The 12,794-nt window shown below is 56.7% G+C and carries 11 protein-coding genes; 3 read left to right on the top strand and 8 right to left on the bottom strand.

Annotated features, from left to right (window positions below):
- Positions 1–131 precede the first annotated feature (131 nt).
- Positions 132–617 carry a peroxiredoxin gene (locus tag B9Z49_RS11775; protein ID WP_108353644.1) on the top strand — a complete coding sequence of 162 codons (486 nt, stop codon included), beginning with the start codon at positions 132–134 and terminating at the stop codon, positions 615–617.
- 151 nt (positions 618–768) lie between these two features.
- Positions 769–2,493 carry a PhoH family protein gene (locus B9Z49_RS11770; protein ID WP_108353775.1) on the top strand — a complete coding sequence of 575 codons (1,725 nt, stop codon included), beginning with the start codon at positions 769–771 and terminating at the stop codon, positions 2,491–2,493.
- 21 nt (positions 2,494–2,514) lie between these two features.
- On the opposite strand, the gene dnaB is transcribed toward B9Z49_RS11770, so the two are convergent.
- The 7 genes from dnaB to ppsA form a co-directional block, all read right to left on the bottom strand.
- Positions 2,515–3,933 (bottom strand): replicative DNA helicase, encoded by a 1,419-nt coding sequence (gene dnaB / locus B9Z49_RS11765; RefSeq protein ID WP_199225046.1) that lies wholly within the window; start codon positions 3,931–3,933, stop codon positions 2,515–2,517.
- 173 nt (positions 3,934–4,106) lie between these two features.
- The gene (gene rplI, locus B9Z49_RS11760; protein WP_108353643.1) at positions 4,107–4,559 is read right to left on the bottom strand and encodes a 50S ribosomal protein L9; all 453 of its coding nucleotides are present in this window, start codon (positions 4,557–4,559) and stop codon (positions 4,107–4,109) included.
- Positions 4,560–4,570: 11 nt separating this feature from the next.
- Entirely contained in the window at positions 4,571–4,852 is a 282-nt protein-coding gene (rpsR, locus tag B9Z49_RS11755; protein WP_019427495.1) for a 30S ribosomal protein S18, read from the bottom strand.
- A 14-nt stretch (positions 4,853–4,866) separates the two neighbouring features.
- Positions 4,867–5,154 carry a primosomal replication protein N gene (priB, locus tag B9Z49_RS11750; protein ID WP_108353642.1) on the bottom strand — a complete coding sequence of 96 codons (288 nt, stop codon included), beginning with the start codon at positions 5,152–5,154 and terminating at the stop codon, positions 4,867–4,869.
- Positions 5,155–5,171: 17 nt separating this feature from the next.
- Positions 5,172–5,537 carry a 30S ribosomal protein S6 gene (gene rpsF, locus B9Z49_RS11745; protein WP_108353641.1) on the bottom strand — a complete coding sequence of 122 codons (366 nt, stop codon included), beginning with the start codon at positions 5,535–5,537 and terminating at the stop codon, positions 5,172–5,174.
- A 95-nt stretch (positions 5,538–5,632) separates the two neighbouring features.
- Entirely contained in the window at positions 5,633–7,759 is a 2,127-nt protein-coding gene (locus B9Z49_RS11740) for a VC_2705 family sodium/solute symporter (RefSeq protein WP_233254603.1), read from the bottom strand.
- Between the two features lie 32 nt (positions 7,760–7,791).
- Complete coding sequence (gene ppsA, locus B9Z49_RS11735) at positions 7,792–10,182, bottom strand: phosphoenolpyruvate synthase (protein WP_108353640.1); 2,391 nt, start codon at positions 10,180–10,182, stop codon at positions 7,792–7,794.
- Positions 10,183–10,326: 144 nt separating this feature from the next.
- On the opposite strand from ppsA, the gene B9Z49_RS11730 reads away from it, so the two are divergent.
- A complete protein-coding gene (locus B9Z49_RS11730) occupies positions 10,327–11,148 on the top strand; it encodes a pyruvate, water dikinase regulatory protein (RefSeq protein ID WP_108353773.1) in 822 nt (273 codons plus the stop codon).
- A 104-nt stretch (positions 11,149–11,252) separates the two neighbouring features.
- Here B9Z49_RS11730 and glmM read toward each other — a convergent pair whose 3' ends face one another.
- The gene (glmM, locus tag B9Z49_RS11725; protein WP_108353772.1) at positions 11,253–12,581 is read right to left on the bottom strand and encodes a phosphoglucosamine mutase; all 1,329 of its coding nucleotides are present in this window, start codon (positions 12,579–12,581) and stop codon (positions 11,253–11,255) included.
- Positions 12,582–12,794 lie beyond the last annotated feature (213 nt).

Below are 12,794 nucleotides of genomic sequence, written 5' to 3'. Positions count from 1 at the left end.
CTGCTCCTTGCGTACAAATGCAAATGGCTGTTCAGGGTAAAATAGAAGGCTGTCGAGGCCAAAGGCCTTTAGCGAAATTGACACCATGCAATGGTGGCACCCGCTCAACCAGTCAAGCGAGATAAAGTTCAATGGCGATCGTTCTCAACAAACCCCTTCCCGAATTTGAAGCCAATGCCACCAGCGGTCTAAAAGTTTCAAACATCTCCCACGTTGGTCAAACCGTTGTTTTGTTTTTCTATCCCAAAGACAACACCCCTGGGTGCACCACCGAAGCCATGCAGTTTCGCGACAAATACAAAGATTTCGTAAAGGCCGGCGCCTTGGTCCTTGGCGTGTCCCGCGACAACATGAAATCGCACGACGATTTCAAAGCCAAGCTGGAGCTGCCCTTCGAGTTGATCGCCGACACAGAAGAAAAGATGTGCCACATGTTTGGTGTGGTGAAAAACAAGATCATGTACGGCAAAAAGGTCAAAGGCATTGAGCGCAGCACCTTCTTGATCGGGACCGACGGCACTCTAAAGCAAGAGTGGCGCGGCCTAAAAGTACCCGGCCATGTCGAAGAAGTGTTGCAGGCCGTCAAGGACCTGAAAAAAGCCACTGCTGTGGTTTGATGTCTCCAGCCTGTGTTGTCACAGGTCTCATGCATAATGATTTCATGACGCTAAAACGCAGTCCCTCTACATCACTTACATCAAGCCGCCTGGGTTTCCTGGCGGCTTTTTTCTGGTGTCCGTATTTTCAATCATCTAAAGGCCTTTGTTCATGCCATTGCCCCCCGCTCCCATACACCGCGCCAGCCGCTTGACCCACACAGCCTTTGAAAGCAGCGAGACGCAAACCGATGTACCAGTCATGGTGCAAATCGAAACGAAAAGGGGATTGGCCAGCGAGACACCCGAAGCCAGCTCGGTAAAACGTACCTCAAAACCACGTAAGAACGAAGCCATATCAATGACGCCTATGCCCCCTTTGAAGGCACAGCCCCCTTCAGACACTGCACCCGAAAACATGTCGAAGGCCGAGTCCAGGCCCGCTTCAGGTGCGTCAGCCCGTCGGGGGAGCAAACCCGTATCGGCCAGAACCAAACGCCGCAATGGCCCGAGCAAACTCTTTGTTCTCGACACCAATGTACTGATGCACGACCCGATGAGCTTGTTCCGTTTTGAGGAGCACGACGTCTTTTTGCCGATGATCGTGCTGGAAGAGCTCGACGGCCACAAAAAAGGCATGACCGAGGTCGCCCGCAACGCGCGCCAGGCCAGCCGATCGCTCGACGCTTTGGCCTCAGGACAAGGGCATGACCTGAGCCAAGGCTCGCCCTTAAGTGTCACAGGCCACTCGGATGCCTCAGGGCAGTTGTTTTTCCAGACTCAGGCGCTCGACCTGAGCCTGCCCCTAGCACTGCCGCAGGGCAAAGCCGACAACCAGATCCTGGGCGTGGTCAAGGCACTGGGCCAACTGCATGCACCTCGTGAAGTGGTGCTGGTGTCCAAGGACATCAACATGCGCGTCAAGGCCCGAGCTTTGGGGCTCCAGGCAGAGGACTACCAAAATGACAAGACCCTGGAAGACGGCGACCTGTTGTACCCAGGTTCCATGGCTTTGCCGCCTGACTTTTGGCTCAAAAATGGGAAAACGGTGGAAAGCTGGCAGCAAGGCACCCACACCTTCTACCGCATCAGCGGCCCCATCGTGCCGAGTCTGTTCATGAATCAATTCGTGTATTTCGAGGCGCCCGGGGAACCCAGCTTGTATGCCCGAGTCACTGAAATTCGTGGAAAAACAGCAGTGCTGCGTACCCTGAAGGACTTCAACCACCAAAAGAATGCGGTGTGGGGCGTCACCACACGAAATCGAGAACAGAACTTCGCGATGAATTTGTTGACCGATCCGGACGTAGACTTTGTGACGCTGGCGGGCACCGCTGGCTCTGGCAAAACCCTGATGGCCCTGGCCGCTGGCCTCACTCAGGTTCTGGATGATCGCCGTTACACCGAGATCATTATGACCCGCGCAACTGTGAGCGTGGGCGAAGACATCGGCTTTTTGCCCGGCACCGAAGAAGAAAAAATGGGCCCCTGGATGGGGGCGCTGGACGATAACTTGGAGTTTTTGGCCAAGGGCGAGGGAGGCAACGCCGGTGAATGGGGCCGCGCTGCGACCAACGAACTGATCAAAAGCCGCATCAAAATCAAGAGCATGAACTTCATGCGCGGTCGCACCTTCATGAACAAGTACGTGATCATCGACGAAGCGCAAAACTTGACACCCAAGCAGATGAAAACCCTGATCACCCGCGCAGGTCCGGGCACCAAGATCATCTGCATGGGCAACCTCGCCCAGATCGACACGCCCTACCTGACCGAAGGCTCATCCGGCCTGACTTACGCAGTAGACCGTTTCAAAGGTTGGGCGCATGGCGGCCACATCACCTTGGCCCGCGGGGAGCGCTCCAGACTGGCTGACTTTGCCAGCGAAGCCCTCTGACCCTCCAGATGCCTTCGGGCCTCAGTAATCGTCGCTCAGGCCCGACGCCAGGCTTTCAAAACGCGTCAGGTTCTTCAGGAAAGTGAGGCGGACCGTGCCTGTCGGTCCGTTACGCTGCTTGCCGATGATGATTTCAGCCACGCCCGGGTCTTTGGAGTCCTTGTTGTAGTAGTCGTCGCGGTAAATGAACATGATGATGTCCGCATCCTGCTCGATGGCACCAGACTCACGCAAATCGCTCATCATGGGGCGTTTGTCGGTGCGTTGCTCGACACTGCGGTTCAACTGCGACAAGGCAATTACCGGGCACTGCAGCTCTTTGGCCAGCATTTTCAGCCCCCGCGAAATCTCGCCCAGTTCGGTGGCGCGGTTGTCACCGCCCGAACCGCCCGAACCACTCATCAGCTGCAAATAGTCCACCACAATCAGTCCCAGCTTGCCGCACTGGCGCGCCAGACGCCGGGCATTGGCCCGCAATTCAGACGACGTCAGGCCTGGCGTTTCGTCAATGTGTAAGGACACGGTGCGCAGTTTTTCAATGGCCTCTGTCAAGCGTGGCCACTCGTCATCACTGAGCTTGCCTGTGCGCAAATGACCTTGATCGATGCGACCAATCGAGCCCACCACACGCACCGCCAACTGCGATGCGCCCATTTCCATCGAAAACACCGCCACTGGCAAGCCCTCGTTCAAGGCCACATGCTCGGCAATGTTGATTGCAAACGCGGTTTTTCCCATCGAAGGACGGGCCGCCAACACCACCATGTCGCCTGGCTGCAGGCCCGAGGTCATGCGGTCTAGGTCGTAAAAACCGGTGGGCACACCTGTGATGTCATTTGGGTTATTGGCCATCTCCTGCACGCGGTCGAGCAACTCCACCACCAGCGTGTCCATCGACTGAAAGCCCTGCTTCATTCGAGAGCCTTCTTCACCGATGTTGAAGATTTTTTGCTCGGCCTCGTCCAGGATACGGTCAATCGCCTTGCCTTGGGGATTGAAGGCGTTGGTCGCGATCTCGTCGCTGGCGGACACCAGTTTGCGCAGAATCGAGCGCTCGCGCACGATCTCGGCATAGCGACGGATATTGCTGGCGCTGGGCACGTACTGCGCCAGAGAATTCAGGTAGCCCAAGCCACCCATTTCCTCCGCCTTGCCCTGGTTTTGTAACTGCTCGTTCACCGTGATGACATCGGCAGGTTTGGAAGCATTGACCAGCGCCCCAATGGCCGCATAAATCAGCTTGTGTTCGTGCCGGTAAAAGTCGTTGTCGACCAGCAAATCCCCCACACGGTCCCAGGCGCCGTTGTCCAGCAACAAGCCGCCCAGAACACTGGACTCGGCTTCAATCGAATGCGGCGGCACGCGCAGCTTAGCCACCGGGTTATCGCCGGTAAGGTCAGAGTTGAAGGAATTCAAGGAAGAAGCAAAAACGGCGGACATGGTTAAAAGGCCTCAAAAGACCATGGTAGTCGCAAAAACGCTGCAAGTTTGAGATAAGGCTGTGGATAAGCTCTGTGCATCCGGTGTGCTGTTCTGTAAAAGTCAGATCACGATGCCAAATAAAAAAAGCCGCCAGGCACAAGGCCCGACGGCTTTTCAGAACGCAACGAAAATCAAGCTGTTTCGCCGTACACCGTCACGGTCAAGTCCACCACCACGTCGGTGTGCAATGCCACCGACACTGTGGAGTCGCTCACCACCTTGATGGGGCCGTGAGGCATGCGGATCTGGGACTTGACAAGTTTGTAGCCTTGCTTGTTCAGCTCTTCGGCGATGTCGTGGTTGGTCACGGAACCAAACAAACGGCCATCCACACCGGCTTTTTGCGACAACTTGACCACCAGGCCAGACAATTTCTCGCCTTGGGCCTGGGCTTCGGCCAATTTGGCAGCAGCGGCCTTTTCCAATTCAACGCGGCGAGCTTCGAACTCAGCCTTGTTGGCTTCGGTCGCACGACGTGCACGACCTTGGGGGATCAGAAAGTTACGAGCGTAGCCGTCTTTGACCTTGACGATATCGCCCAGATTACCCAGGTTCACAACCTTTTCGAGCAGAATGATTTGCATGGTTGGACTCCTTAGACTTTGTGCTGGTCGGTGTAGGGCAACATGGCCAAGAAGCGTGCACGCTTGATGGCGGTGTTGAGCTGGCGCTGAAAAATGGCACGGGTGCCAGTCAGGCGCGCAGGGATAATTTTGCCGTTTTCGGCGATGAAGTCACGCAAGGTGTCCACATCTTTGTAGTCGATTTCTTCGACGCCAGTCACCGTGAAGCGGCAAAAACGCTTGCGCTTGAACAGCAGTGACTGGGTGTTGCGCTTAGGGCGCTTGTCTTTGTTGAATTTTTTGAACGTGGCCATGGGGCCTCCTGAAATTAATCTTGCTGAAACTCTTGAATATGCAACACGACACTTTTGCCTTGTCGAGGGGTGGCCAAAAAGCCCTGAAACGTCCAGACACTGCCTACCGCTTGCTTGGCCAGTCTTTCGGCCAATGACCCGATGGCCAAGGCACGAAGTTTCAACTGGACTTTGCGCATTTGACCGGCCTCTTGTACTTCAGAGGCGTGCTCCAGAATCAAATCAAGAGCAGGCAAACCAGCGGGGGTATATCGCAAAGCGGCGTGCTCGGCAATACAGGCTTTCAGTTCGGTACGGTTCACTCCTCAACAGGCACGTGTCAAGCGGCGAATTCGGCTTGTTGTGACTTGCGGGCTTCTTCGCGCTCGACCGTCTTCATCATAGAGGAAGGACCGGCGTCGGCTTTTTTCTTCAGCACCGTCAGGTGACGAAGCACGGCATCGTTGAACTTGAAGGCGTGCTCGAGTTCGGCCATCACGGCTTGGTCGGCTTCAATGTTCACGCACAGGTAGTGCGCTTTGCCCAGTTTGTTGATCTGATAGGCCAACTGACGGCGGCCCCAGTCTTCCACACGGTGAATGCTGCCACCGCCGGCAGTGATCATGCCTTTGTAGCGCTCCAGCATGGCCGGCACTTGTTCGGACTGATCAGGATGGATCAGCAAAATGATTTCGTAATGACGCATTGAGACTCCTTGAGGTTAACCCAAATGGTTGGAATAGCTGCCCCCAGCGTCTGTCGGGGTGCAGCAAGGCGAAGCCCATAATTATAGCCTGAACATCACAGTCCCGGATAGTTATTGGACGGATCGGCCTGGGGCGCCTGTGAACGCAGGTTTGGGCCCATCAGGCTCTGCGGGATCAGCCAGGTGGCCAGCACCATGACCACAAAACCAACAGGGACCCCAAAAACGCCTGCAGATAAGGGCTGAATACCCCACCACAAGCCGCCATGAGGGTCCAAATCCCAAAAATGGCGGAAACCAGGGGCATTGACCACCATGTAAAAAATCGTCACCCCCAAACCCGACAACATACCCAGCACCACCGCCGCACGATGCACCCGATGCCAGGCCATACCCAGCACCATGCCTGGAAAAAAGGCGGATGCAGCCAGCGAAAAAGAGGCCGACACCAAAGCCAGGATTTCTGCGGGCTTGAAAGCAGCCACCACCGCCGCCAGCATGGCCACCGCCAGCAAAGCGAACTTGGACAGGATCACACGCCCTTCCGAAGACTTGGGGCCATTGACGCCATTGGGCCGCATGTCGCGCACCAAAGCATTGCTGATCGTCAACAGCAAACCATCGGCTGTCGACAAAGCGGCGGCCAGCCCGCCGGCTGCCACCAACCCAGACACCACAAACGGCATTCCGCCCAATTCGGGCGTGGCCAACATGATCATGTCTGCCCCGAGTTTGAGCTCACCCAGTTGCAAAATACCGTCACCGTTGACGTCCGAAAACGACAGCAAGGCCGAGTCCAACCTGGCCCACTGCGCCATCCAACTGGGCAAGTCGGCAAAGCTGCTGCCCACCAAGGTATTGAGCACCTCGAACTTCACCAAAACAGCCAAAGCGGGCACGCTCAGGTAAATGAGGCCGATGAAAAACAAGGACCAGGCCACTGAACTGCGCGTTTCGGATACCGAAGACGTGGTGTAGAAGCGGGTCAACAAATGCGGCAATCCTGCCGTGCCAATCATTAGGCAAAACACCAGGGCCAAAAAATTCAAGCGCGACTCACTGAACAGTTTTTCCTGGGCCAGCCCGCCATCGGGTTCCCCGGTGAAAGCCTGCGCATGCGGCGGCATGCCGCCCAAAGGCCGCGCACGCTCCAGGTTGTCGTGCTTCGCACGGGTCCACAACTCGCGTGCAGCAGAGGCTTCGTTCGGCACAGCCAGCAGCTCTCGGCGGACTTGGGCAATGATCGCGAAGTCAGCCCCCTGCGCTTTGAGTAAGCGGATTTTTTCCTCCAATTCCTGTCGCAGATCGACCATGGCAGCGTCCACATCTTGCAAGCGCACAGCATAGAGTTTGGCCCGCTGAGCGTATTCGCGGCGCACTTCCAGCTCGGCCGGGTCGTCCATCAGGCGCTTTTCGATGCTGGCAATGGCCGACAACTGCGCACCATAGACCCAAGGTGCCACAGGGTTGCCCAGCTGTTTGTAAGCCAGCCAGGACACCGGAATGAGAAAGGCCAACAGCAGCATGATGTACTGCGCCACTTGGGTCCAGGTGATGGCCCGCATCCCTCCCAGAAAAGAGCACAGCAAAACACCGCCCAAGCCCAACAAAATACCAATTTCGAATTGCACACCGGTGAGTCTTGAAGCGATCAGACCAATGCCATAGATCTGGGCAACCACATAGGTGAACGAACACAGCACAGAGGCCAGTGCCGCAATCACTCGTGGCCATCGACCGCCATAGCGCTGGTCGAAGTAGTCGGGCAAGGTGTACAAGCGCATGGCACGCAATTGAGGGGCAATCAACAAAGCCACCAAACAAAAACCGCCGGTCCAGCCGATCACATAGGCCAGGCCACCAGGCTGGTTGCCGCTGCCGGAAAAGCCTTGCAGGTACAGCGCCCCCGCCAGACTGATGAACGAGGCCGCGCTCATCCAGTCTGCCGCCGTGGCCATGCCGTTGTACATGGCCGGGATACGCCGACCGGCCACGTAATATTCGTCCTCGTTCGTGGTTCTGCCCGCGATTCCGATCAGCGCGTAGATCATGACCGTACTGAACAGAAAGATCGGGCCGATCAAGTTGCGCGACAGGCCTGAACGCTCAGCCCAGGCCATCACCCCGATCAAACTCAGAAGAAAAACAACATAAATCAGGACGTTGCGGTGCAGTCGCCAGCGATAAGCCGAAGACATGGCGACGTCAAGGGGTTGGTTCATCGCCTTGTCCTAATCATGTGGAGACCTCAGGTTCAGCGTCCCAGATTTGTCCAAGTCTCGATGACAGTGTCCGGGTTCAGCGAGATCGAGCTGATGCCTTGGTCCATCAACCAATGCGCAAAGTCCGGATGATCCGATGGGCCTTGACCGCAAATACCAATGTATTTGCCTTTGGACAAGCAGGCCTTGATGGCTTGAGAAATCAAGGCCGTCACGGCAGGATCACGCTCGTCAAAATCAGCAGCCAAAAGCGGCATGCCTGAGTCGCGGTCCAAACCCAAAGTCAGCTGAGTCAGGTCGTTCGAACCAATCGAGAAACCATCAAAAAACTCAAGAAACTGCTCAGCGAGGATGGCGTTGCTCGGCACCTCGCACATCATGATCACCTTGAGCTCGTTTTCGCCACGGCGCAGACCTTGGCTGGCCAGCAGTTGCGTGACCTTCTCGGCTTGCCCCAAGGTGCGCACAAAGGGCACCATGATCTGCACATTGGTCAGGCCCATCTCGCTTCGTACCCGCCTAAGGGCTTCGCACTCCATGGCGAAAGCCTCGCCGAAGTCTGCGCTGATGTAGCGCGCAGCACCCCGAAAACCCAGCATCGGGTTTTCTTCTTCCGGCTCGTAGCGGCTGCCGCCAATCAGCTTGCGGTATTCGTTGCTCTTGAAGTCCGACAGTCGCACGATGACCGGCTTGGGCCAGAAGGCCGCGGCGATGCTGGCCACGCCTTCGGCGACCTTGTCAACGTAAAAAGCGCGGGGGGATGCGTGGCCACGGGCTACCGACTCCACTGCTTTTTTTAGATCTGGATCGATGGCGGGGTAATCCAGGATGGCCTTGGGATGCACGCCAATGTTGTTGTTGATGATGAACTCCAGACGGGCCAAGCCCACGCCGGCATTGGGCAGCTGGGCAAAGTCAAAGGCCAGTTGGGGATTGCCCACGTTCATCATGATTTTGGTTTTGATCTCAGGCAGCACGCCACGCTGGATCTCGCTAATTTCGGTTTCGAGCAGTCCATCGTAAATGTGCCCGGTATCGCCCTCGGCGCAGCTGACAGTGACCAGACTGCTTTCGGTCAATTGCTCGGTGGCATTGCCACAACCGACCACCGCAGGAATGCCCAGCTCGCGAGCAATGATGGCGGCGTGGCAAGTTCGTCCACCTCGGTTGGTCACGATGGCGCTGGCGCGCTTCATCACCGGTTCCCAGTTGGGGTCGGTCATGTCAGTCACCAACACATCGCCCGGCTGAACTTGGTCCATCTCACTGATGTGGTGAACCAGGCGAACCGGGCCGGTGCCAATCTTTTGACCAATCGCCCTGCCCTCAGCCAAGATGGCGCTTTTACCTTTGAGTTTGTAGCGCAGCTCGGGCGTGCCTTTGGCCTGGCTTTTCACGGTCTCTGGGCGGGCCTGCAAAATATAAAGCAAGCCGTCGGTGCCATCCTTGCCCCACTCGATGTCCATGGGGCGACCGTAATGCTGTTCGATGACCACCGCGTAGCGGGCCAATTGCTCGACCTCATCATCGGTCAGGCTGTAGCGGTTGCGCAGCTCGGTGGGCACGTCGGTGGTTTTGACCAGCTTGCCCGAAGAAGCTTTTTCTTGCGCGCTGGCGAACACCATCTCAATGAGCTTGGAGCCCAGGTTGCGACGGATCACGCTGCGCTTGCCGGCTGCCAGCATCGGCTTGTGGACATAGAACTCATCAGGGTTCACTGCACCCTGCACCACCGTCTCGCCCAAACCGTAGCTGGAGGTGATGAACACCACGTCTTCGAAGCCCGACTCGGTATCGATGGTGAACATGACGCCCGCCGCACCCAAATCAGAGCGCACCATGCGCTGCACGCCTGCTGACAACGCCACGTCGGCGTGGGCAAAGCCTTTGTGCACGCGGTAGCTGATGGCGCGGTCGTTGTATAAAGAGGCGAACACCTCTTTCATCTTATGAAGAACATCGTCGATACCGACCACGTTCAAAAAGGTTTCTTGCTGACCGGCAAATGAGGCATCGGGTAAATCTTCGGCAGTGGCCGAAGAACGCACCGCAAACGAAGACTCCGGGTTGTTGCCCTGCAAGCGCACAAACTCATCGCGGATGGCTTTTTCCAAGTCAATGGGAAAGGGCTGGGCTTCGACCATGCCGCGGATTTCGGCACCCGCTGCGGCCAAGGCGCGCACGTCCTCAGTGTCCAGGGCATCTAGTCGGGCATTGATGCGCGCGGTCAGGCCACCAAACGCCAAAAACTGGCGAAAAGCGTGAGCGGTGGTGGCAAAGCCCGTGGGCACACGCACGCCCGAAGGCAATTGGGAAATCATCTCCCCCAAGCTGGCGTTTTTGCCCCCGACCGACTCGACGTCGGACATGCGCAACAACTCAAAGGGAACGACCAAAGCGGTCTCACTGAAAAGATCAGACATGCAAAGCTCCAAAGTTAAAACCCGGCTCCATGGTGCAGGCCAGGGTTGTGTTGTTCTTTGAATAGAACCCCGAGCGGACAGCGGTGGATAATTGACTGATTTTAGGGGTCATGTTGACCCCAGCAATTGAAATAAATGACGAGCATGCCAAAACGCACTGTATTTTTCGTATCTGACGGCACAGGCATCACCGCCGAAACTTTTGGCAACGCCATCCTGGCCCAATTCGACATGAAGTCTCGCCATGTTCGATTGCCATTTACAGACACCATCGACAAAGCGCACCAAGCGGTGCGGCAGATCAACCACACCGCCGATACGGAAGGCACCAAACCCATTGTGTTCACCACCCTGGTGAACATGGATGTCCTCAAAGTGCTTCAAGAACATTGCCAGGGCATGCTGCTCGACATGTTCGGTACATTTGTCAATCCACTCGAAGCCGAGCTCGGCATCAAGTCGCACCACCGGGTGGGACGTTTTTCAGATGTGAGCAAAAGCAAGGAATACCACGACCGGATCGAAGCCATCAATTTTTCGCTGGCGCACGACGACGGTCAATCGAATCGCGATCTGGAGTCGGCGGATGTCATTTTGGTGGGTGTGAGTCGCAGCGGCAAAACCCCCACCAGCCTTTATTTGGCGATGCAGCACGGCTTGAAAGCGGCCAACTACCCTTTGATCCCGGAGGACTTTGAGCGCAAACAGCTGCCGCCTGCGCTGATGCCACATCGCTCGAAAATCTTTGGCCTGAGCATTCAACCGGAGCGTCTGTCAGAAATCCGCACGGAGCGCCGCCCCAACTCGCGTTACGCCAGCCTTGAAAACTGCCGTATGGAAGTCTCTGAAGGTGAAGCCATGATGCGCCGATCAGGCATCCGTTGGTTGTCGACTACGACCAAGTCCATCGAAGAAATCGCCACCACGATCTTGCAAGAGATCAAGCCGGACCGGCTGATCTACTAAAAAAGACGCCCTCAAAGAACTTTGACATGCCCCACCACATGAGTTGGGCGTGCACATCCAAGTCCGGCCCCAATCGAACGTGGAACTGAACAGTTAAGGGGGCCTCATACCAAGGTCGCCGCAATCCGTTCAGCGCATTGACGCGCCTGCGCCGCATCCCGGGCCTCCACCATGACGCGGACCAAGGGTTCGGTGCCGCTGGCACGAATCAAAACCCGCCCGGAATCGCCCAACTCGGCCTCGACGGCTTGTTTGGCCGCCCACAAAGGAGCGTGACCTTGCCAATCAAAACCGGGCGAAAGGCGCACATTGATCAAGGTTTGCGGAAAGAGACTGACCCCTTCGAGCAGCTGCGCCATGGTCCGACCACTGCTTACACAGGCTTGCAGCACTTGCAAAGCACTGACCAGACCATCTCCCGTGGTGTGCTTGTCCAAGGCCAGCAAGTGGCCCGAGCCTTCGCCACCGAGCAACCAACCTTTGTCGTGTAAGACCTCCAACACGTAACGGTCTCCCACTTTGGCCCGCACAAATTGCACGCCTCGTTTTTGCAGGGCAATCTCTACCGCCAGATTGGTCATCAAGGTGCCCACGGCACCGGGCACAGCTTCGTCCCGAGCCAAACGGTCGGCGACCATCAGGTACAACAATTCATCACCATTGAACAAGCGCCCCGATGCATCCACCAGCTGAAGGCGGTCAGCATCGCCATCGAGGGCCACACCGTAATCGGCCCGGTGGTCCTTGACGGCCTGCACCAGCGCATCGGGGTGGGTCGCACCGACGCCCTTGTTGATGTTCAGGCCATCGGGCGCACAACCGATGGCGACCACCTCGGCCCCCAACTCGTGAAAGACCTTGGGCGCGATCTGGTAAGCCGCTCCGTGGGCCGCGTCCACCACGATCTTCAGTCCCTTGAGGGTCAGGTCGTTGGAGAAAGTGCTTTTGCAAAATTCAATGTAACGGCCTGCCGCATCGTCCAAACGCCGGGTCTTGCCGAGGGCGGCCGAATCCACCCAAACAGGAGCCTCCAGCAACCGGGCCTCAACCGTTTCCTCCCAGACGTCAGGCAATTTCTGACCTTGAGCGCTGAAGAATTTGATGCCGTTGTCTGCAAACGGGTTGTGGCTGGCGCTGATGACGACGCCTAAGGAAGCGCGTTGCGCCCGTGTCAGATAAGCCACAGCGGGAGTGGGCACAGGCCCGAGCAAGACCACGTCTACCCCTGCCGAGTTGAAGCCCGACTCCAGAGCACTTTCGAGCATGTAACCGGAAATGCGGGTGTCTTTACCGATCAAAACCACAGGATGCGCCTCCTGGGTCTTCAAGACACGGCCGACCGCGTGAGCCAAGCGCAAGATAAAATCGGGGGTGATCGGGCTTTGCCCCACTGTGCCGCGAATGCCGTCTGTCCCGAAATATTGCCGTGCCATGAATTGATCCTTTTTCACTAGTGTCCCAACGTTTGCCATCAGACTTAACGTAACCCCATGATTTATTTAAATAAATCTGACTTTTCCCTTGTCCACGATTTGAATCGTTTTCCGGACTTGGGGCATGCTCGGCGGATCTCATCTGCTGGGGACAGGCATGCACTCGGGTCAACTCGTCTTTGCGCAAGTCATGACTTATCTGCCCCTGAAGGC

This window comes from Limnohabitans sp. 2KL-51 (assembly GCF_003063645.1).
Taxonomy (GTDB): domain Bacteria; phylum Pseudomonadota; class Gammaproteobacteria; order Burkholderiales; family Burkholderiaceae_C; genus Limnohabitans_A.
Note: the sequence above shows the minus strand (reverse complement) of the source record. Positions and strands in the feature narration are given on the sequence as shown.